Origin of the sequence: Pseudomonas sp. 273 (genome assembly GCF_029201425.1) — a bacterium.
GTDB classification, from domain to species: domain Bacteria; phylum Pseudomonadota; class Gammaproteobacteria; order Pseudomonadales; family Pseudomonadaceae; genus Pseudomonas; species Pseudomonas delhiensis.
The window spans coordinates 5,704,853-5,724,767 of sequence record NZ_CP116775.1 but is presented as its reverse complement, the minus strand read 5'-3'; the positions used below and the strand labels follow the sequence as shown (position 1 = coordinate 5,724,767).

At 66.2% G+C, this 19,915-nt stretch carries 17 protein-coding genes; 4 read left to right on the top strand and 13 right to left on the bottom strand.

Translation table 11 applies throughout. From position 1 onward, the window contains the following. Window positions 1-215: 215 nt before the first annotated feature. The 8 genes from PKO50_RS26125 to PKO50_RS26090 form a co-directional block, all read right to left on the bottom strand. Complete coding sequence (locus PKO50_RS26125) at window positions 216-647, bottom strand: type IV pilin protein (RefSeq protein WP_275627662.1); 432 nt, start codon at window positions 645-647, stop codon at window positions 216-218. Window positions 648-658: 11 nt separating this feature from the next. Further along, window positions 659-5,482, bottom strand: a complete 4,824-nt coding sequence (locus tag PKO50_RS26120; RefSeq protein WP_275627661.1) for a PilC/PilY family type IV pilus protein — start codon at window positions 5,480-5,482, stop codon at window positions 659-661. Window positions 5,483-5,493: 11 nt separating this feature from the next. After that, window positions 5,494-5,631, bottom strand: coding sequence for a hypothetical protein (locus PKO50_RS26115; protein WP_275627660.1), 138 nt, complete (start codon window positions 5,629-5,631; stop codon window positions 5,494-5,496). 15 nt (window positions 5,632-5,646) lie between these two features. Continuing rightward, window positions 5,647-6,180 carry a PilX N-terminal domain-containing pilus assembly protein gene (locus PKO50_RS26110; protein WP_275627659.1) on the bottom strand — a complete coding sequence of 178 codons (534 nt, stop codon included), beginning with the start codon at window positions 6,178-6,180 and terminating at the stop codon, window positions 5,647-5,649. Beyond that, on the bottom strand, window positions 6,177-6,956 hold the full coding sequence (locus PKO50_RS26105) for a PilW family protein (RefSeq protein WP_275627658.1): 780 nt from the start codon (window positions 6,954-6,956) through the stop codon (window positions 6,177-6,179). The genes PKO50_RS26110 and PKO50_RS26105 overlap by 4 nt, the downstream gene beginning before the upstream one ends. Window positions 6,957-6,967: 11 nt before the next feature. Further along, a complete protein-coding gene (pilV, locus tag PKO50_RS26100; protein WP_275627657.1) occupies window positions 6,968-7,522 on the bottom strand; it encodes a type IV pilus modification protein PilV in 555 nt (184 codons plus the stop codon). Beyond that, window positions 7,519-7,998: a GspH/FimT family pseudopilin gene (locus tag PKO50_RS26095; protein ID WP_275627656.1), complete on the bottom strand. Its 480-nt coding sequence runs from the start codon at window positions 7,996-7,998 to the stop codon at window positions 7,519-7,521. The genes pilV and PKO50_RS26095 overlap by 4 nt, the downstream gene beginning before the upstream one ends. A gap of 149 nt (window positions 7,999-8,147) precedes the next feature. Beyond that, window positions 8,148-8,660 carry a GspH/FimT family pseudopilin gene (locus PKO50_RS26090; protein ID WP_275627655.1) on the bottom strand — a complete coding sequence of 171 codons (513 nt, stop codon included), beginning with the start codon at window positions 8,658-8,660 and terminating at the stop codon, window positions 8,148-8,150. Window positions 8,661-8,836: 176 nt separating this feature from the next. Here PKO50_RS26090 and thiO point away from each other — a divergent pair, with 176 nt between their 5' ends. After that, on the top strand, window positions 8,837-9,946 hold the full coding sequence (thiO, locus tag PKO50_RS26085) for a glycine oxidase ThiO (RefSeq protein ID WP_275627654.1): 1,110 nt from the start codon (window positions 8,837-8,839) through the stop codon (window positions 9,944-9,946). Window positions 9,947-10,181: 235 nt separating this feature from the next. On the opposite strand, the gene PKO50_RS26080 is transcribed toward thiO, so the two are convergent. From PKO50_RS26080 to PKO50_RS26065, 4 genes are all read right to left on the bottom strand, one after another. Continuing rightward, window positions 10,182-11,519, bottom strand: coding sequence for a sigma-54 dependent transcriptional regulator (locus tag PKO50_RS26080; RefSeq protein ID WP_275627653.1), 1,338 nt, complete (start codon window positions 11,517-11,519; stop codon window positions 10,182-10,184). Window positions 11,520-11,530: 11 nt separating this feature from the next. Then, window positions 11,531-13,120 carry an ATP-binding protein gene (locus PKO50_RS26075; RefSeq protein WP_275627652.1) on the bottom strand — a complete coding sequence of 530 codons (1,590 nt, stop codon included), beginning with the start codon at window positions 13,118-13,120 and terminating at the stop codon, window positions 11,531-11,533. Beyond that, window positions 13,113-13,343 carry a PP0621 family protein gene (locus tag PKO50_RS26070; protein ID WP_089390497.1) on the bottom strand — a complete coding sequence of 77 codons (231 nt, stop codon included), beginning with the start codon at window positions 13,341-13,343 and terminating at the stop codon, window positions 13,113-13,115. Before PKO50_RS26070 ends, PKO50_RS26075 begins: the two co-directional genes overlap by 8 nt. 138 nt (window positions 13,344-13,481) lie before the next feature. Continuing rightward, complete coding sequence (locus PKO50_RS26065; RefSeq protein WP_089390498.1) at window positions 13,482-14,495, bottom strand: outer membrane protein assembly factor BamD; 1,014 nt, start codon at window positions 14,493-14,495, stop codon at window positions 13,482-13,484. Between the two features lie 146 nt (window positions 14,496-14,641). Between PKO50_RS26065 and rluD the strand changes: the two genes are divergently transcribed. From rluD to clpB, 3 genes are all read left to right on the top strand, one after another. Next, on the top strand, window positions 14,642-15,601 hold the full coding sequence (gene rluD, locus PKO50_RS26060; protein ID WP_275627651.1) for a 23S rRNA pseudouridine(1911/1915/1917) synthase RluD: 960 nt from the start codon (window positions 14,642-14,644) through the stop codon (window positions 15,599-15,601). Then, window positions 15,598-16,326, top strand: coding sequence for a peptidoglycan editing factor PgeF (gene pgeF / locus PKO50_RS26055; protein WP_275627650.1), 729 nt, complete (start codon window positions 15,598-15,600; stop codon window positions 16,324-16,326). Before rluD ends, pgeF begins: the two co-directional genes overlap by 4 nt. A 285-nt stretch (window positions 16,327-16,611) precedes the next feature. Beyond that, the gene (gene clpB / locus PKO50_RS26050) at window positions 16,612-19,176 is read left to right on the top strand and encodes an ATP-dependent chaperone ClpB (RefSeq protein WP_275627649.1); all 2,565 of its coding nucleotides are present in this window, start codon (window positions 16,612-16,614) and stop codon (window positions 19,174-19,176) included. 406 nt (window positions 19,177-19,582) lie between these two features. Here clpB and PKO50_RS26045 read toward each other — a convergent pair whose 3' ends face one another. Beyond that, the gene (locus PKO50_RS26045) at window positions 19,583-19,915 is read right to left on the bottom strand and encodes a PilZ domain-containing protein (protein WP_109934238.1); all 333 of its coding nucleotides are present in this window, start codon (window positions 19,913-19,915) and stop codon (window positions 19,583-19,585) included.

The window sequence follows — 19,915 nt, the reverse complement described above, 5'->3', positions numbered from 1 at the left end:
AGGCATCTTCCGCCACACCCTAGGAACCATGGCGCAGGATGGGTGGAGCGAAAGTAATACCCATCGCCATATTCGACCGAACGCCGGCCTTTGCCGGCGGAATCGCGGATAAATCCGCTCCTACGCTGTGTTCCATCCCTTCCTGTAGGAGCGGACTCTGTCCGCGATTCGGCGGATAACGCCGTCGGCGTTATCCGCCTACGTGCCGCAGCGCTTCACTTCCAGCAGTCGTTCACACTGGTGCTGCCGCTGACGCCGCGGGTGCCCATGGCATTGAGCGTCAGGTTGCCGCATTTGGTGTCCTTGGCCTGTGCGCCTTGCGGAGTTGCCGTGAGCAGGTAGCCACCGCTGTTGTTGGGGCTGCTGATGGTGAGGGCGTACTTGCCGGAATCCGAGGTCACGGTCGTGCCGCTGGTATTGCGCATGCCCAGCCTGGCGATATTGGCCTGGGCGGTGACATAGGCATTGTTCTGGGCGAAGTAGCGCTCCTGGCGCGCGGCCGCGTCATTCAGCAACGCCTGGCCCTCGCTGCGGTTGCCGCGCAGGACGTATTCCTGGTAGCTGGGGTAGGCGATGGCCGCCAGGATGCCGATGATGGCCACCACGATCATCATCTCGATCAGGGTGAAACCCGCTGTCTTCTTCACGTACTGATTCCTCATTGCGGTGCCACGCGCCAGGTCTGGCGACCAGTGGACTCGGGGCCGAAGCTGATGTTCATCGGGGCGCCATCGGCGGTGAAGCGCGTATTGCCGGAAAGGGCCGCGCCACCGGCAGGGGTCTTGTAGCCGGAGACCACGTTGCTGGTGTCGCCGGAAACATAGGCGTCGCCCTGGTCCACCACGAAGTTCTGGCTGAAGTCGAAGATATTGAAGTCGGCGCGACCGCCGGTATAGGGGTCGAGACCGTATGACCAGCCTTCCACGCCGGCCTGGCAGACGTCCAGGCTGGGCGTGCGGGTGTTGATCAGCAGCGCCTGCCCGCGGGCGGCCATCTCGTCGACGATCCGCTCGCCCACCAGGCTGCCGCCGGTGACCTGGAGGTTCAGGTACCAGCCACTTTTCGTCGTCCAGTCCACGGTGTTCTGGCTGAGCAGGCGGATGTCGAAGGTGCTGGTCGTGTTACCGGCGAAGGTCGCACTGTTCACCTGGGACGAAATGGTCTGCCCTTGCAGGCTGGCCCGCGACAGGCTAGGCGTGCTGGTAGCTACTTCGCCCTTGGTCTGCTTGTCCCAGATGCCGTAGAGCGTCTGCAACTGGAACGGGCTGGTCTTGTCCACGGTGCCCAGGTAGCGGCCGGTACCGAAGATCACCAGGTAGCCGTTGGTGGAGGGATGGCGGACCAGCGACGGCGGTGCGGTGATCGGCTGGCGCACGCCGCCGGTACCGTCGGCATCCTTGGCCACGTACAGCGGGGTGCCGTTGAAGGACGTCTTGAATTTCGAGGCGGCAATGGTGGTGCTGGAGAACGGTGCGGTATTGGTAGCGCTGTTGTCTATCAGGTCGAAGCGCCACAGGTTGCCCTGCAGGTCGCCGGCATAGGCGTAGTCGATGATGCCATCGCTGTTGTTGTCGGCGCCGCGGATGCTGGACAGGCCGTTGGTGCCGCTGGCCCCCTGTGCCTCCAGTGTCTTGAGGACGGTGCCGGTCTTGATGTCCAGCACGTACATCACCGCCTTGCCGCTGCTGTTGTTGGCGCTGTTGTAGCCGTTGGGCAGCAGCACGCCCCATTGCCCGCTGTGCAGGCGGGCGACCACCGGGGTGGGGATGGTGAAGCCGAGGTTGCTCAGCGTCGTGTTGGTGCCGTCCTTGCTGCTGGTGTTGTCGTCGTCGAACTCCCAGAGCAGGGCGATGTTGTCAGGGTCGGTCACGTCCAGGGCGAAGGCGGACTTGCCGCCGGCGCCGAGGGTGCCCACCAGCACGGTATGCCAGGCGTCGTCGTAGTAGACGTCGCGCACGGTCAGGCTGCCGTCGACGAACCAGCGGTGCTGGGCGGCGGTGTAGTCCTTGCTGCTCAGGTACTGCAGGTTCGGGATGACGGCGCGGGGCACGAAGGCGAACTTCTCCGCGCCGGTGGCGCCGTCGAAGGCGTGCAGCATGCCGTCGTTGGCGCCGACGTAGACCTGGCTGCGGCGTTCCTTCTTGGCTTCGATGAAGTCGGCATACTTCTGGTAGCCGCCATCGATGGCGCCTGCCAGGTAGGCCAGGTACTGGGCGCCGGACACCACCACCGGGTTGGAGTTGATGATGTCGCCCAGCAGGGTGTTGCGCCGGCGGAAACTGCTGCCCTCGCCGCTGCGGTCGCCCAGCACGTAGCCGAGCTGCGCGGAGGTCAGGGTGGTCTGCAGGTCGACGCCGTTGTAGGTCACGCCCGACAGGTTGCTGTAGGTGAGGGTGGTCAGGGCGCCGTTGCTGCCCTTGAACTTGATGTTGCGGGTGCTCGGGAACTGGTCCTTGGCGTGCCAGACCACGGTACGGGCGAAGGTGGCCGGGTTGATGGTCTCCTTGATCAGGTCGCCCGACCAGTCGTCCACCAGGAAGTTGGAGCGATAGACCGAGCGTGCGTCGCTGATCGAGGCACCGGGTTGCAGGCGCTCCACCGACGGGGTGGATACGGAGCTGTTGCGCTGGTAGATGTCGTTGAACGCCTTGTTCAACTGGTCCTTCAGCGTCAGGGCGTTGGTGACCAGGAAGTAGTTGTCCGGTACGCCGTTGCCGTCGGTGTCATTGTTGGTCGCGTTGGTGCCGTACTTGGCGGCGTACCACAATGGGTTCTCCAGGAACGTGGCCGCCGGGGTGCCCGACAGGGTGAAGGTGCGCGAGGAGCTGAGCCGGCTCAGGGTGCAGTCGTTGGGTTTGGTGGTCGCGTTGCAGTAGTTGGGATCGCGACCATCGGGGGTATCCAGCTTGTAGGCGACGTTGTTGCCGCCCTGGTCCTTGACCTCCAGGTAGATACCGTCCTTGGTGGTGCCGGAGATCACGTAGCCCATGTGCTGGTCGATGCCGCCGGCGGCGTATTCGGAGGTCATGTTGATGACCAGCTTGCCCTGGTCGTTGACCAGCAACTCGTACAGGGCGATGGCGTCCATGTCATGGTCGGCGCCTTGCTCCACGTCTTCGTAGTTGATGCGGAACTTGGCGTAGGGGCGGCCACCGTTGAGGGTGGCGTCGCAGTCGCTGACCAGGCTGGGCGTGCCGCCATTGCAGGCTGGCGAAGTGTTGGCGAACTTCTCCACGTAGTAGTCGACGATCTGGTCGGTGGGCTGGAAGCTGCCGTCCGCATTGATGCTGCTGCCGCCGACGGACTTGGCGAAGGGCACTACGGTCACCACGCTGGTGACGCCATTGCTGGTGACGGGGAACTTGATGGTCGGCAGGGGCGAGGCCAGCGCCACCGAGTAGGTCAGCAGGGCCTTGTCGCCGCCGATCTTGTTGTTGGCGCCATAGCGCGCCACGGCAGCGGAGTAGTAGGTACCCTGCTTGCTTGGCTCTTCCGGCGCCAGGCCGCGGACCGTGGACAGGTTGCTGACGGTCTTGGCCGTGGGGGCGCTGTCGGCGACGCCGTTGGACTCGCCGATGAAGATGGACTTGCTGCCGCCGCCTTCGGCAGCCCAGATCTTGTCCGCTTCGGTGGAGACGTTCAGGCCCGCAAGGGACCCTGTGGAGGGCGCCGAAACGGCGGTGGACCAGTTGCTGCCCGGCAGCTTGAAGTCATAGGACGGGTTGATGTCGCTGATGACCGTCATGGCCGGGACCGAGCACACGGGGTAGCCGTTGGGGTTGGCAGTCGACTTGTAGGGCGGGGTCCAGGTGCCGATCCGCGGAAGACCCAGCACGTCCTTGTCCTTGCTGTTGCCGGAACCATAGTCATAGGTGCCGGTGGGAGCCGTTTCGCCGGAGAAGTAGCGCATCGTCTCGTACATCATCTCGCCGATCGGGTTGCCCCACATGTAGCAGGTGTCGTCCTGGGTGATCGGGCGCGTGGTGATCCAGCCACAGCCATAGGTATGGTCGCCGTAGTTGAAGTCGATGATGCGCAGCTTGTTGATGGTCGCCACGATGCCGTTGCTCACGCCGTCGGAGCCGCACACGTTGGTGCCGGCGAAGCAGTATTGCCCGGTGGTCGCGCTGTATTCCTTGGCGAAGCTCTGCAACTGGCTGCGCAGCACGCCGCCGCTGATGTTCTTCTGGAACGAGCCGGTCAGCAGGCCGAAGTACATCTTGTTGGTGGCGCCGTAGTCGTGAAGGATGCCGGTCGGCTTGAAGCCGTTGCCGTAGGCGATGCAGTTGCTTTCGCGCAGGCCGGCGTTGTCGGCGCCGCTGGGGCAGACCGAGACCTTGACGTTCCTGTCGGTCATCTCGCTGGTGCCGGTGGCCGGGGTCTTCCAGTACAGGTAGAAGTTGGCGTCGCCGCCGTTTTCTTCGTGGCGGAACTTGAAGGTGTAGGCGGTACCCGCGGTGAGCGTCACCGAGGCGGTGGTGCCGTTGCCGCCGCTGCCGGCCTTGCCGTGGTCCCCATAGTAGGACGCGGTAACGCCATTGACCTGGAATTCGACTGCGTCGTCACCGTCCACCGAGAACTGATAGACCCCCGTCAGCGCCGGGGTCAGGGTGCCGGTGATCAGCGTGTGATAGCTATCCTGGCCACAGCCGTTGGCGGAGTAGGGGTTGGTAAAGTTCTGCGGGCTGTTGATGTTGGTGAAAGGTGCCGTTCCGCTACCGCATTTTGCAGAGTCGCTGCTGTAGTTGTTGAACAGATCGTCCATCTGCGACTTGTTGGTGGAGGTTGCGCGCGAATCCTTCCAGGTTGTGAGCGTGAGGCCCGACATCTGGTCGGCGGGCACGATGGCCCAGTTGCCGCCACTGGGGCCACCACTGGTGCAGTTGACCTCCGAGCCCGAACTGTTCACGCAGGTGCTGCCGGCTACCGGCCGCTCCTTCGACACCCAGTTCCAGATACGGAAGCTGGTGTTGGTCAGGGTGCGCAACTGCGGCACGCCGGTATCCTGGGTCAGCGATACCACGGCGAACAGGTGGCGGTAGCCGCCGGCCGCCGGCTGGCTCAGCGGGGTATAGTCGGAAATGCGGTAACCGTCGTAGGCCTCGCTCAGGTATTCCTTGCCCCAGGCGTGGTCGTCCTGGGGAACGTAGGAGCCTTGCAGCACGGTGGAGGTCGTGGTGTCCTCCACCCGGTAGCCGCCGTAGAGCACCTTGCGCAGGGCGTCCATGCGCGAGGTGGCCAGGTAGTTGAGGAAGTCGCCGCTCCAGTGCCCCGGGCATTTCTTGTCGGTGGTGGCGCTGACTGGGCTGAAGCGGCCGTCGCTGTAGTCGTAGCAGGCGAACGAGTTGAAGTAGCCGTAGTAGTCGATGCCACCGTGTTCCTTGTCCAGGTGCCCCTTGTAGCCCACGTCGAGGATGCCGTCGCCATTGAGGTCGGAGGCGTCGTTGTAGGCCTCGTAATACAGCTTGTGGTCACGCCCCATGACCAGCATGTTCAGGGGGGCACCGAGTCGTTGACGAAGACCGGGGTGCGCGAGATGTCGATGTCTGCCCAGGCGCCGGCGCACGGGAGCAGGAGTGCGCAGAGCAGGCTGGCGCTGGCGTTGATCGCGGTTTGGCGGAAAGTCTTCATGTCAGTGCCTGGGGGTCAGTTGTTGTATACCCGGGCCACCACGGAACGCAGTGGGGCCTCGCGGTTGTTGCTGGTGGCGCGGCTGTTCACTTCATAGAAGAAGGTGCCGTTGCCCAGCATCATCGAGCCGTACTCGGGGTTGATCGACTGGCCGCCGACGCTGCCGCTGGGGGCTGCGATCATGTAGCGACTGACACTGGTGGTCTGCGTGGAGGGGGTAACGCCATTGCCGGTGTAGCCCAGGGCGCCCTCGAAGTCCTGGGCATAGCCATCCAGCGTCTTGTTCCAGATACAGGGCAGGTCATCGGCGGTGGTGTCCGCCGGGCAGCGGTCGGGCGGCAGCAGCGACTCGCTGAGGCTTTCCTCGGTGTTGCGTAGCGCCGACTCGGAGCTGTTGAACAGGCGCTTCTCCTCGGCCACGCTGCCGGTGATGCGGGCCTCCAGGGCCGACTGGCGGACGCTGGAAATGGCCAGCACGGAGATGACCAGCAGGATGATCAGCGAGACGAACAGGATCGCGCCCTGCTGCGACTGGCGGGATGCATTCATGGCATGAGGTTCCTGAGGGTGATCGAGCCTTGGGCGATCTGGTAGAGCTGCCCGTTGTCGGTGCCGATGCTGGAGTCGGGATAGCGGGCCTTCCATTGCGTCAGGGTGGCGCTGTCCATGCCCTGGCGGGCATTGACCGAACTCATCATCAGGGCTGCATAGCGCACCGCCCGGATCGGCTGGGTGCCCGGATCGGTCGTATAGGTATCGACCTGGCGTTCATCGGTCTGGGGGCCGACGCCGTATTCGAACTGTATGTCGGCGACACCGCTCAGGATGGCCTCTGGATCATCTTCACCCGCTGCACACTTGAGATCATTGTCTTCAATGAAGAACCTTTCCATCACAGTCAGCGTGCTGGTGGTGTAGGGCTCGTCGGGAACGGTTCCGTCGGCGGGCTTCGTCCCCAGGCAATTGCGTTCGTCGGGATCGCGGGGTTGGTAACGGATGCAGATGCCGCTGTTGCTGGCCAGTGTGACAGTCTGGCCCTTGGCGAATGTGCATCCATCCGGGGCTCCATCGCTTGAACCTGCCGCCGGGAAACTGGTATCGAACGGACGGTCGGGCTGGCGCCGGTAGCCGGTCTTGCTCAGTTCCTGGTCGAGCAGCAGGAAGGTGTAGCGGCTGTTTTCCTGGTTCTCCGTCTGGGCCTGCTGGAAGACGAAGGTGTTCTTGTTGTCGATGAATATCTGCACTATCCCGATGATCAGGAAACTGCTGACGGTCAGGGCGACCATCAACTCGATCAGGGACAGGCCTTGCTGGCGCTTCTGCATGCTGGTCCGCCTCAGATTTCTGCTCTTACCCGATAGCGGCAGATGGTCTTGTCGTCGCCACTGTCCGACGCATCCAGGCATTCGCCGTTCTTCACCCGCCAGGCCACCTGGATTTCGATGGCGCGGCCTGCGTTTCCACAAGTGCCGGCGGTGTTCCCCGCCCGGCAGACGTGCACCTCGGCCGCAAGGCCGGCGGCACCGGGCAGGGTCTCCTGCACACGGGTCAGCCAGCAGTTGAGCTGCTTGGCGGGATCGGCGTTGGCGGGCAGTGGCTGGCAGGTTCCCTCCTCGGGCGCCTCCGGGTAGCCGTCGCTGCCGGTGAAATACGCCGAGTTCGGGTTGAGGTTGCCGCTGGCGGTATAGACCTGGTCGCGATTGCTGCGCATGGTCTCCAGCATCTCGTTGGCGAGCATGGCGGCGCTGCTGCGCTGCACCGAGTCCTGGGTGTACTGCACCGTGCGCCCCTGCATGGCGACCATGCCCAGCACGCCAATGCAGATCAGCAGCAGGGCGACCAGCACCTCGATCAGGCTGAAGCCGAGGGATTTCTTGCGAGTGTCATTCATGATCCGCAACTCCCAAGCGCTTCATTGCCTTCCGCCTGTCCCCGAGGCCACAGTCTTACCTGGCCGGTCAACTTGACGGTCAACTGGTATCCAGTAGCAGCATCGCCATCCTGGCAGATATAGATATCGGTATTACTGGAAGCGGTACCGTTCGGGTGGAAGGTCACCGATACGGTCGCCGGCTCGATGCTGAGCGAACTCTGTTGGTTATCCAGCCTGCGAAGGGTGGTATTGCCCTGGCTGACCGCCCAGGCCCCGTCACTGGCTGCCGCGGTGATGTCGACATTGCGCGTCACCGCTTCGGCGCGGGCGTATTGCAGCAGGGAGGCGAGTTCGCTGGCGGCGCTCTGAGTCCGGTTGGTCTTGATCAGGTAGCTGAAGCTGGGCAGCGCGATGGTGGCGAATATCACCAGCAGCGCTACCACGATCATCAACTCGATCAGCGTGAACCCCGCCATTTCCTTGGGGCGCGACATGGCGCATTCCTCCTGTTTACCTTGAGGGAAATGCTGCCTATTTGTGTGGGAAATGTCCCTTTTTGTTGGATGGCCGATACAAATCGCGCGATATCCGGTCATGCCCGGCGGTCATCTGTGACCTCGGTCGCAGAGCGGTTGTGTACTGGTCAGCGTGGGCAGAGGCTGGAGCTGGGGGCGCTTTCGGTGCGGATGCGGCCGCTGCGGTTGATCACGATCCGGTGGCTGGTGGCGTGCCGGGAGCAGACCTTCAGGTGGCCGGCGTGGAAGGCACCGTTGGGGCGGATGGCATGGCCCTGGGGGCGGTAGTGGATGTAGTGGCGGGAGGTGCTGTCCGGGCGTATTTCCACATCTTCCAAAGCTGGGTGCAGGCGCAGCGGGGGCTCGCCGGGTTGCGGCCGGCCGTCGTTGTCGTCGTCGTGGAACAGCGCCCAGCCTTTGGCCCAGTCGCCTTCACGGGCCGCGACGCTGACCGGGCGGTCGGTGAAGACCGCGGTGTGCCGGGCATGGCTCAGGGCGCCGCGCAGGCTGTGCAGGGCGACCAGGCTGCGCTGGGACTGGAGCAGGTTGTCGAAGGCCGGTACGGCCAGGCTGGCGACCAGCCAGAGCAGGAGGATCGAGAGCAGTGCTTCCAGCAGGCTGAATCCGCGATTCTTTTGCATGGTGCCATCCCTGGCGCTATCCCACCGTCGCAGTATCGGGCCTTGGGCGCTCTGCCTGGGCCCAGGGTGTTGCGCGTCGCTTCCGGCGAAGGTGTAGGGCGCTTCGCTTTGGCGGGGTTGGTATAGTGGCGCGCCGGATGACCGTCCGGTTTCCTGTCGGTTCGAGGTGCAGCGGTATGTCGGATGTTCTGCTTGTCGGTGGTGGCGTTGTCGGGCTGTTGAGCGCCTGGACCCTGGGGCGCGAAGGGTTGCGGGTGACCCTCGTCGAGCGTGGCGAGACCGGGCGCGAGGCATCCTGGGCCGGCGGCGGCATCGTTTCCCCGCTCTACCCCTGGCGCTACAGCCGGGCGGTGGCGAACCTGGCGCACTGGTCGCAGGACTTCTACCCGGCGCTGGGCCAACAACTCCTGGAAGACACCGGCGTCGATCCCGAGGTGCACGTCACCGGCCTCTACTGGCTGGACCTGGACGACCAGGCCGAGGCCCTGGCCTGGGCCCGCGCCAACGCTCGCCCGCTGCGGGAGGTGGATATCTCGGCGGTCCACGATGCCGTTCCCGCGCTGGGGGCCGGTTTCCGGAAAGCGGTCCACATGCCGGGCGTGGCCAACGTGCGCAACCCGCGGCTGGCGCGTTCGCTGCGCGAGGCGTTGCGGCGCATGCCGAACGTCGAGGTGCGGGAAGCTTGCGAGGTCAGCGGCTTCATCCATGAGCAGGGTGCCATTCGCGGTGTGCGTTGCGCCGCCGGCGAACTGCGGGCCGAGACGACCGTGCTGGCGGCCGGCGCCTGGAGCGGCGAGCTGCTGGCCAGCCTGGGCCTGGAGCTGCCGGTGGCGCCGGTGAAGGGGCAGATGATCCTCTACAAGTGCGCGGCGGACTTCCTTTCCAGCATGGTGCTGGCCAAGGGGCGCTACGCCATTCCCCGGCGCGACGGCCATATCCTGGTGGGCAGCACCCTGGAGCACGCCGGGTTCGACAAGACGCCCACGGACGAGGCCCTGGCCAGCCTGCGCGCTTCCGCCGAGGAACTGCTGCCGGCCCTTGCCGGGCAGGCGCCGGTGGGACACTGGGCGGGGTTGCGACCGGGCTCGCCCGAGGGCATTCCCTTCATTGGCCAGGTGCCGGGGCACGAGGGCCTGTGGCTGAACACCGGGCATTACCGCAACGGCCTGGTGCTGGCGCCGGCCTCCTGCCGACTGCTGGCGGACCTGATGCTGAAGCGCGAGCCGATCATCGAGGCGCAGCCCTATGCGCCGGAAGGGCGCCTGGTGGCGACGCCGTTGGCCTGATACGTGGGGTACGCCTTGCATCATGGGCGGGTTTTGCGTAGGGCGAATAACCGTTCGCGGTTATCCGCCGTTTATCCCATGTGATAGCCAGCGCCAAGGTCAAGCTTGGAGCCGCCTGGGGTCAGCGCCCACGCCAAGGTCGAATCCCGAGCCGGCCGGGGAGCGAGGTTAAACGGCGGATAACGTGGAACGTTATCCGCCCTACGTCATGGGTGGGTTCTGCCCGGGCACTTGATCAATCGATACCGAGCTTCTTCAGCCGGTAGCGCATGGAGCGGAAGGTCAGGCCCAGGCGCTGGGCGGCGGCGGTGCGGTTCCAGCGGGTTTCTTCCAGGGCCTGCATGATCAGCTTGCGTTCGATCTCTTCGAGGTAGTCCTCGAGGTTGTCGATCTGCGCCAGGCTGGCTTCGCCGGCGTCGCTGTTGCCGGTGGCCTCGGCGAAGCGCAGGTCCTGGGGCTGGATGACGTCGTCCTCGCACAGGGTGTAGGCGCGCTCGAGCATGTTCTCCAGTTCGCGCACGTTGCCCGGGAAGCGGTAGCTCTTCAGCTTCTCCAGGGCCTCGGCGCTGACCTGGGCCGCCGCCAGGCCGCTGTCGCTGGCCAAGCGCTTGAGCACGCGCTCGGTGAGCAGCGGGATGTCTTCGCGGCGCTCGCGCAGCGGCGGCACGCGCAGCTCGATGACGTTCAGGCGGTAGTAGAGGTCCTGGCGGAAGCGGCCGGCGGCGACTTCCGCGGCCAGGTCCTTGTGGGTGGCGCAGAGGATGCGCACGTCCACCGCCACTTCCTGCTGGCCGCCCACCGCGCGCACGGCCTTCTCCTGGATGGCGCGCAGCAGTTTCACCTGCATCGGCAATGGCAGGTCGGCCACCTCGTCGAGGAACAGGGTGCCGCCGTTGGCGGCCTGGAACAGGCCCTGCTTGTCCTCGACCGCGCCGGTGAAGCTGCCTTTCTTGTGCCCGAAGAATTCGCTTTCCATCAGCTCGGAGGGGATGGCGCCGCAGTTCACCGGAACGAAGGCCACTTCGCTGCGCGGGCCCTGTTCGTGGATCAGCCGGGCCACCAGTTCCTTGCCGCTGCCGGATTCGCCGCTGATGTAGACCGGCGCCTGGCTGCGCGCCAGCTTGGCGATCTGGTTGCGCATCTGCCGCATCGGCGGCGAATCGCCGAGCAGGCGGTTGTCCACCGGCGCATCCTCCGCGCCCGGCGAGCGCAGGCGCAGGGCCGTGGCCACCAGTTCGCGCAGGCGGCCGAGGTCCACCGGCTTGGTGAGGAAGTCGAAGGCGCCGGCCTTGAGCGCGTTGACCGCGGTGTCCAGGCTGCCGAAGGCGGTGATCATGGCCACCGGCACCTGGGGATGGCGCTGCTGGATGTGCTGCACCAGGTCCATGCCGGTGCCGTCGGGCAGGCGCATGTCGGTCAGGCACAGGTCGAAGGGTTCGCGGGCCAGGTATTCCTTGGCTTCCTTGACGTTGCGGGCGCTGCGGGTGTCCAGCTTCATGCGGCCGAGGGTGATTTCCAGCAGCTCGCGGATATCCGGTTCGTCGTCGACGATCAGGGCTTTTTGCCGGCTCATGCTCTTTTCTGTCAGCTCTGCTTGCGCGGGTGGGCGAAGGTGATGCGGAAGCCGCCACCGCCTTCGTCGCGGTTCTTGAAGTCGATGCGGGCCTGGTTGCTTTCGCACAGCTCGCGGGAAATGTACAGGCCCAGCCCGGTGCCCTTGCTCTCGGTGGTGAAGAAGGGCTCGAACAGCTTGCCCAGCTGCTCCGGGGCGATGCCGGGGCCGTCGTCGAGCACCTCCAGCACCGGCAGGTCGCTGTCCTTGTCGCGGAACAGGTTCAGCCACACCTGGCCGCTGCCGTTCTGCCTCGCACTGTACCGTAACCCATTCTGCACCAGGTTACCCAGCACCTGGGTGAGCTGGCTGGGGTCCATGCGCGTCTGGATCTCGCCGCCGCCCAGTTGCAGGTGGATCTGCTGGTCGCCGCGCAGGCCTTCGCGCTGCTCGTCGGTGAAGCGCTGCAGCCACTGCTTGAGGTCCAGCTGCTGCGGTTCGGCCTGGCGCCGCCGCGACAGCTGCAGGACGTTCTCGATCACCAGGTTCATGCGCCGCGACTGGTCCTGGATGATCTGCGTCAGGCGCCGGTCGGGGGCGTCCAGCGCGTCCGATTCCTGCAGCAGTTGCGCGGCGTGGCTGATGGCGCCCAGCGGGTTGCGGATCTCGTGGGCGATGCCGGCGGTCAGACGGCCCAGGGCCGCCAGCTTGAGTTGCTGGGCCTGCTGGGCGATCTGCGAGATGTCCTCGAGGAATACCAGGGTGTGCTGCTCCTCGCCGCGGCGCAGCGGGATGAAGCTCGGCTGCAGCATGGGGCCGCCTTCGGGTGCTTGCAGGCTCGGCGGGCGCAGCGAGGGGTTCTGTACCCACTGCTGCAGGCTTTCGAGCAGTTCCGGGCATTGCGCGGTGGCGAGCTTGCCCACCAGGTCCGGCTGGGCCAGCAGGCCCAGGGCGCTCTGGTTGGCCAGCAGTACCCGGTGCCGGCTGTCCAGCACCAGGATGCCGGTGCGCATGCGCTGCAGGATGAGGGCGTTGAGTTCCTCGAGGTTGGCCACGGTGGTGGCGCGTTCCTCGGCCAGGTGCTCGGTGAGTTGCTGGCGCCGTGCCAGTCCCTGCAGCAGCAGGGCGGCGGCGAAGCTCAGGGCGCCCAGGCTGCCGGCCTGGACGTAGTGGTTGATCGCCGTGGGCTGGCTTAGGCTGAGGTAGAAGGTCAGGTAGATCATGCCGATGGCGGCGACGGCGGCGATCAGCAGGCCGATGCGCCCGCGCAGCAGGATGTTGGCGATGCCCACCGCCACCACCAGCAGGTTGCCGATGCCGCTGGGCACGCCGCCGGCGGCGTAGAACAGGCCGCACAGCGCGAGGATGTCGAACAGCGCCAGCAGGAAGATCGGCAGCAGCTGGCGCGGCGTCGGCATCAGCACGGCGATCAGGATGTTGACGATCAGGTAGCTCCAGCAACTGGCATGGAACAGCGCGGACTGGCCGACGTTGAGCACCCGGTCGTCGAGGTCGCTGGAGATCAGCAGCACCAGCAGCAGGCCGATGCTCAGGCGGTACAGGTGGTACAGGCGGAGGATGCGCTGCCCCTGCTGGCCGCTGATGGGGATGGCCCTAGCCATGCCGCTGGCTGTCCTGCTGCAGGTGGGCCTGGCTGCAATACCAGCGCTGCTCGTGCTGCAGCGCCTTGGCGCGCGGCACGTGCACGCCGCACTGGGCGCAGCGCACCATGGGCTCGGCCTGGTCGTCCGGCGGTGCCTGGGGCGGGCGTTGCGGGCGGGTGGCCTTGCGCCACAGCCACCAGATCAGGGCGATGAGGAGGATCCAGAACAGCAGGCGGACCATGGCGTTCCCTTTTGTCTCGAAGAGCCGCAGTTTATCCGAGCCACCACGGCGTACAAGTCGCGCTGCCCGCTACTGTGCGGAGGATCCGTGCGGGCATGAAAAAGGGAGGCCGGAGCCTCCCTCTGCATGGCGGGTCGATCAGTCGACCAGGCCGAAGGTCAGGTAGTGCCACCAGGAGTGGCTCTTCTTGCCGCTGGTGTCGGGCTTCTCGACTTCCTCGTCCTGGTGCTCCGGCTGCAGTTCCCGCGGGATCTGCTGGCGGGCGTCCTCGTACTGGCGCATCACGTCCTTGCTCGCCTGGGTTTCCATCTGCGGCGGCGCGGTGTTGGAGTCGATCAGGCCGAGGGTGGCCTTGGCCAGCCAGGAGCGGCTGCTGTCGTCGTCCTCGCGGGGTACGAACTGGCCGTCCTTCAGGCTGGGGTTGTCCGGGTAGTTGAGCTTGAGGGTCTGCAGGCTGCTGTCGGCCAGGTCGTTCAGGCCCAGGCGCTGGTAGGCCTCGGTCATGATCGCCAGGCCATCGCCGACGGCCGGGGTCTCCTGGAAGTTCTCCACCACGTAGCGGCCGCGGTTGGCGGCGGCCACGTAGGCCTTGCGCTTGAGGTAGTAGTGGCCGACGTGCACTTCGTAGGCCGCCAGCAGGTTGCGCAGGTAGACCATGCGCGCCTTGGCGTCCGGGGCGTAGCGGCTGTTGGGGAAGCGGCTGGTGAGCTGGGCGAACTCGTTGAAGGAGTCGCGCGCCGCGCCCGGGTCGCGCTTGGTCAGGTCCAGCGGCAGGAAGCGCGCCATCAGGCCGCGGTCCTGGTCGAAGGAGGCCAGGCCCTTCATGTAGTAGGCGTAGTCGACGTTCGGGTGCTGTGGGTGCAGGCGGATGAAGCGTTCCGCCGCCGAACGCGCGGCTTCCGGCTCGGCGTTCTTGTAGTTGGCGTAGATCAGCTCCAGCTGCGCCTGCTCGGCGTAGCGGCCGAACGGGTAGCGGGACTCCAGCGCCTTCAGCTTGTTGATGGCGTTGGTGTAGCTGTTGTTGCCGAGGTCTTCCTGCGCCTGCTGGTACAGCTGGCTCTCGCTCAGGTTCTCGTCGACCTTGTCGCCCTTGGACGAGCAGGCGGAGACCAAGACGAGGGTGGCGATCAGCAGCAGGTGTTTCACTTGCATGGCGGCTTGCGTCCCTGGACGGTCGGCTGTCGCGGCCGCATCCGTCTGTTATGATTGGCGCCCCAGGCGAACCCCTGGGACAAAGGCCCCGTATTTAACCACAGCGTGCCGCCCACCAAAAGGTGGCGCGCCTACTGTGTCCCATCATGTCCGATCTCATCCAACTGGCGGCAGAAGTGCCGTTCGACCTGGGCGGCCAACGCCTCGACCAGGTCGCCGCGCAACTCTTCCCCGAACACTCCCGCTCGCGCCTGGCCGGCTGGATCAAGGACGGCCGCCTGACCGTCGACGGCGCCGTGCTGCGCCCGAAGGACATCATCCACGCCGGCTCGCGCCTGGCGCTGGAGGTGCAGCTGGAGGCCCAGGGCGAGTGGAAGGCCCAGGACATCGAGCTGGACATCGTCTTCGAGGACGAGCACATCCTGGTGCTCGACAAGCCCGCGGGGCTGGTGGTCCACCCGGCCGCCGGGCACCAGGACGGCACCCTGCTCAATGCCCTGCTGCACCACGTGCCGCACCTGGCCAACGTGCCGCGCGCCGGCATCGTGCACCGCCTGGACAAGGACACCACCGGCCTGATGGTGGTGGCCAAGACCCTGGAAGCCCACACCAACCTGGTCGCCCAGCTGCAGGCGCGCAGCGTCAGCCGCGTGTACGAGGCCATAGTGGTGGGGGTGATCGTTGCCGGCGGCACGATCGACGCGCCCATCAGCCGCCACGGCGTGATGCGCCAGAAGATGGCGGTGGTGCCCACCGGCAAGCAGGCGATCAGCCATTACCGGGTGCTGGAGCGCTTCCGCTCGCACACCCACACCCGGGTGAAGCTGGAGACCGGCCGCACCCACCAGATCCGCGTGCATATGTCGCACATCGGCTTCCCGCTGGTGGGCGACCCGGTCTACGGTGGGCGTTTCCGCATTCCGCCGGGGGCCAGCCCGACCCTGGTCGAGTCGCTGCGCGACTTCCCGCGCCAGGCCCTGCACGCGCGCTTCCTGGAACTGGACCACCCGGCCAGCGGCGAGCACATGAAGTGGGAGTCGCCGCTGCCCGACGACTTCACCTGGCTGCTCAGCCTGTTGCGCCAGGACAACGAATCCTTCGTATGACCACGCCCTGGCTCATCCCCGACTGGCCGGCCCCGGCCAACGTGCGCGCCTGCGTCAGCACCCGCGCCGGCGGGGTGAGCCAGGCGCCGTTCGACAGCTTCAACCTCGGCGACCACGTCGGCGACGAGCCGGCGGCGGTGGCCGAGAACCGCCGCCGCCTGGAGCAGGCGCAGGGCTGCCGGCCGGCCTGGCTGAGCCAGGTGCACGGCGTCGAGGTGGTGGAAGCCGACCCGTCCCGCGTGGCGACCGCCGACGGCAACTGGAGCGCCACGCCGGGCATCGCCTGCGCGGTGCTCACCGCCGATTGCCTGCCGGCGCTGTTCTGCGACCGCGCCGGTACCCGCGTGGCGGCGGCCCATGCCGGCTGGCGCGGGCTGGCCGGCGGAGTGCTGGAGGCCACCCTGGACAAGCTGGCGGTGCCGCCGGAGGACGTGCTGGTCTGGCTCGGCCCGGCCATCGGCCCGCAGGCCTTCGAGGTCGGCCCCGAGGTGCGCGAAGCCTTCCTCGCCGACCACGCCGAGGCCGCGGCGGCCTTCGTGCCCAGCGCCAATGCCGGCCGCTACATGGCCGACATCTACCAGCTGGCGCGCATCCGCCTGGCCGCGCGGGGCGTCAGCGCCGTCTACGGCGGTGGCCTGTGCACCTTCAGTGACACCGAGCGCTTCTATTCCTACCGCCGCAATCCGCGCACCGGCCGCCAGGCCAGCCTGGTGTGGTTGGCCTGACTCTGTAGGTCCCGATCTTCGTAGGAGCGAGCTTGCTCGCGAACAGGCTCCGCAGCGGGGCCCATTCGCGAGCAAGCTCGCTCCTACACAATCCCTGCCTACGCCGTTCCCCCTGCGAATGCCGCTGCCGTGGTGGCCCTACGCCGGCACGAACTGACCGGCGTCATGGCCAAATGGCTTGAAGCAGCCAAAATCGACCTTATCTAACTGGCATCCCGGCGGGTTGTTTCTTCACCAGGGGCAGGTATCGCTCCGACCCGCTATCTAGAAGGAAGGACGAACTCCATGCGAATCGACCGTTTGACCAGCAAGCTGCAACTGGCGCTGTCCGATGCCCAGTCCCTGGCCGTTGGCCACGATCACCCGGCCATCGAGCCGGTGCACCTGCTCTCTGCCCTGCTCGAACAGCAGGGCGGTTCCATCAAGCCCCTGCTGATGCAGGTCGGCTTCGATATCCCGGCCCTGCGCGCGGCCCTGAACAAGGAGCTGGACGCGCTGCCGAAGATCCAGAACCCCACGGGTGACGTGAACCTGTCGCAGGACCTGGCGCGCCTGCTCAACCAGGCCGACCGCCTGGCCCAGCAGAAGGGCGACCAGTTCATCTCCAGCGAGCTGGTGCTGCTCGCCGCCCTGGACGACAACGCCAAGCTCGGCAAGCTGCTGCTCGGCCAGGGCGTGTCGAAGAAGGCCCTGGAGAACGCGGTGAACAACCTGCGCGGCGGCGAGGCGGTCAACGACCCCAACGCCGAGGAATCGCGCCAGGCCCTGGACAAGTACACCGTGGACATGACCAAGCGCGCCGAGGACGGCAAGCTCGACCCGGTGATCGGCCGTGACGACGAGATCCGCCGGACCATCCAGGTCCTGCAGCGGCGCACCAAGAACAACCCGGTGCTGATCGGCGAGCCCGGCGTGGGCAAGACCGCCATCGTCGAGGGCCTGGCCCAGCGCATCGTCAACGGCGAAGTGCCCGACGGCCTCAAGGACAAGCGCCTGCTGGCCCTGGACATGGGCGCGCTGATCGCCGGCGCCAAGTTCCGCGGCGAGTTCGAGGAGCGCCTGAAGGCGGTGCTCAACGAGCTGTCCAAGCAGGAAGGCCGGATCATCCTGTTCATCGACGAACTGCACACCATGGTCGGCGCCGGCAAGGCCGAGGGCGCCATGGATGCCGGCAACATGCTCAAGCCGGCCCTGGCCCGCGGCGAGCTGCACTGCGTCGGCGCCACCACCCTGGACGAGTACCGCCAGTACATCGAGAAGGACGCGGCGCTGGAGCGGCGCTTCCAGAAGGTGCTGGTGGACGAGCCCAGCGAGGAAGACACCATCGCCATCCTGCGTGGCCTGAAGGAGCGCTACGAGGTGCACCACGGGGTGACCATCACCGACGGCGCCATCATCGCCGCGGCCAAGCTGTCGCACCGCTACATCACCGACCGCCAGCTGCCGGACAAGGCCATCGACCTGATCGACGAGGCGGCCAGCCGCATCCGCATGGAGATCGACTCCAAGCCGGAGGAGCTGGACCGCCTGGACCGCCGCCTGATCCAGCTGAAGATCGAGCGCGAGGCGCTGAAGAAGGAGGACGACGAGGCCACCAAGAAACGCCTGGCCAAGCTGGAAGAAGACATCGCCAAGCTCGAGCGCGAATACGCCGACCTGGAAGAGATCTGGAAGTCGGAGAAGGCCGAGGTGCAAGGCTCGGCGCAGATCCAGCAGAAGATCGAGCAGGCCAGGACCGAGCTGGAGCTGGCCCGCCGCAAGGGCGACCTCAACCGCATGGCCGAGCTGCAGTACGGGGTGATCCCCGACCTTGAGCGCAGCCTGCAGATGGTCGACCAGCACGGCAAGCCGGAGAACCAGCTGCTGCGCAACAAGGTGACCGACGAGGAAATCGCCGAGGTCGTGTCCAAGTGGACCGGCATCCCGGTATCGAAGATGCTCGAAGGCGAGCGCGAGAAGCTGCTGCGCATGGAAGACGAGCTGCACAGGCGCGTCATCGGCCAGCACGAGGCGGTGGTCGCGGTCTCCAACGCCGTGCGCCGTTCCCGCGCCGGCCTGGCCGACCCCAACCGGCCCAGCGGTTCCTTCCTGTTCCTCGGCCCGACCGGGGTGGGCAAGACCGAGCTGTGCAAGGCCCTTGCCGAGTTCCTCTTCGACACCGAGGAAGCGCTGGTGCGCATCGACATGTCGGAGTTCATGGAGAAACACTCGGTGGCCCGCCTGATCGGCGCCCCGCCGGGCTACGTCGGCTACGAGGAAGGCGGCTACCTGACCGAGGCCGTGCGCCGCAAGCCGTACTCGGTGGTGCTGCTGGACGAGGTGGAGAAAGCCCACCCGGACGTCTTCAACATCCTCCTGCAGGTGCTCGAAGACGGCCGCCTGACCGACAGCCATGGCCGCACCGTGGACTTCCGCAACACCGTGGTGGTGATGACCTCCAACCTCGGTTCGGCGCAGATCCAGGAACTGATCGGCGACCGCGAGGCGCAGCACGCGGCGGTGATGGACGCGGTGAACGCGCACTTCCGTCCGGAGTTCATCAACCGGATCGACGAGGTGGTGGTGTTCGAGCCGCTGGCCCGCGAGCAGATCGCCGGCATCGCCGAGATCCAGATGGGCCGCCTGCGCAAGCGCCTGGCCGAGCGCGAGCTGAGCCTGGAGCTGAGCACGGAGGCGATGGACAAGCTGATCGCCGTCGGCTTCGACCCGGTGTACGGTGCCCGCCCGCTCAAGCGCGCGATCCAGCGCTGGATCGAGAACCCGCTGGCGCAGCTGATCCTCGCCGGCAAGTTCCTCCCCGGCGCGAAGATCCACGCCAAGGTGGAGGACGACGAGATCGTCTTCGCCTGACCTCGGTAGCTGTGAAAAAGCCCCGCATTGCGGGGCTTTTTCTTTTTTGCTTTTTGCTTTTGTAGGAGCGAGCTTGCTCGCGAACAGCGTTCTGCTGGTCAGGTTCGGTGCATGTCCTGAAGAACGCCCTCTCCCTAACCCTCTCCCTGAAGGGAGAGGGGACCGTTGGGCAGAGTCGGGTGTTCTGGAGTTAGCCGGCTGGCACCGTGATTTCTGGTTGAAACCATACCTTCTCTCGGCACGGACAAGCCCCCTCTCCCTTCAGGGAGAGGGCTGGGGAGAGGGGCGGAGTAAACCTGAAGCACCTGCGCTACCGGCGGCTGCCATTCGCGAGCAAGCTCGCTCCTCCGAGGAGCTCACCAAGTGATGGGATATCGGAGGATGGTTCGCATAGCGCGAAGCGCCCTCAGAGATGCGCGATCAGCTCTTCCAGCGCCTTCGCCTGGTCGTCCGCCAGGTCGATGATGTGGAAACCCGCCCAGTCCAGTTGGCCATCGGTGCCCTTGCGGCTCCACAGGCAGTCGGCGCCCAGCGTTATCTCGCCCACCTCGTGCAGCGGCGGCAGGGGCACCAGGCGGCATTCCAGCACCGAGTCCGCCGCCGGCACGTCGACGCCACAGAGCATGAAGCCTTCGATGGACAGGTCGGCCAGGCGGCCGAGGCTGCGTCCGGTGTGGCGGTCGAAGACCTCGACCTTCAGGTCCGTGCGGTGCCGGTTGTGCTGGCGGCGTTCGTCCAT

Excerpts from the sequence above, each read along its gene's own strand:
- thiO (WP_275627654.1), top strand. The coding sequence starts at position 8,837 with ATGTCGGATGTTCTGCTTGTCGGTGGTGGCGTTGTCGGGCTGTTGAGC.
- rluD (WP_275627651.1), top strand. The coding sequence starts at position 14,642 with ATGTCCGATCTCATCCAACTGGCGGCAGAAGTGCCGTTCGACCTGGGC.
- PKO50_RS26110 (WP_275627659.1), bottom strand. The coding sequence starts at position 6,180 with ATGAATGCATCCCGCCAGTCGCAGCAGGGCGCGATCCTGTTCGTCTCG.
- pilV (WP_275627657.1), bottom strand. The coding sequence starts at position 7,522 with ATGAATGACACTCGCAAGAAATCCCTCGGCTTCAGCCTGATCGAGGTG.
- PKO50_RS26065 (WP_089390498.1), bottom strand. The coding sequence starts at position 14,495 with ATGCAAGTGAAACACCTGCTGCTGATCGCCACCCTCGTCTTGGTCTCC.
- PKO50_RS26095 (WP_275627656.1), bottom strand. The coding sequence starts at position 7,998 with ATGTCGCGCCCCAAGGAAATGGCGGGGTTCACGCTGATCGAGTTGATG.
- clpB (WP_275627649.1), top strand. The coding sequence starts at position 16,612 with ATGCGAATCGACCGTTTGACCAGCAAGCTGCAACTGGCGCTGTCCGAT.
- PKO50_RS26045 (WP_109934238.1), bottom strand. The coding sequence starts at position 19,915 with ATGGACGAACGCCGCCAGCACAACCGGCACCGCACGGACCTGAAGGTC.
- PKO50_RS26105 (WP_275627658.1), bottom strand. The coding sequence starts at position 6,956 with ATGCAGAAGCGCCAGCAAGGCCTGTCCCTGATCGAGTTGATGGTCGCC.
- PKO50_RS26080 (WP_275627653.1), bottom strand. The coding sequence starts at position 11,519 with ATGAGCCGGCAAAAAGCCCTGATCGTCGACGACGAACCGGATATCCGC.
- PKO50_RS26070 (WP_089390497.1), bottom strand. The coding sequence starts at position 13,343 with ATGGTCCGCCTGCTGTTCTGGATCCTCCTCATCGCCCTGATCTGGTGG.
- PKO50_RS26075 (WP_275627652.1), bottom strand. The coding sequence starts at position 13,120 with ATGGCTAGGGCCATCCCCATCAGCGGCCAGCAGGGGCAGCGCATCCTC.
- PKO50_RS26115 (WP_275627660.1), bottom strand. The coding sequence starts at position 5,631 with ATGAAGACTTTCCGCCAAACCGCGATCAACGCCAGCGCCAGCCTGCTC.
- PKO50_RS26090 (WP_275627655.1), bottom strand. The coding sequence starts at position 8,660 with ATGCAAAAGAATCGCGGATTCAGCCTGCTGGAAGCACTGCTCTCGATC.
- pgeF (WP_275627650.1), top strand. The coding sequence starts at position 15,598 with ATGACCACGCCCTGGCTCATCCCCGACTGGCCGGCCCCGGCCAACGTG.
- PKO50_RS26120 (WP_275627661.1), bottom strand. The coding sequence starts at position 5,482 with ATGGGGCGTGACCACAAGCTGTATTACGAGGCCTACAACGACGCCTCC.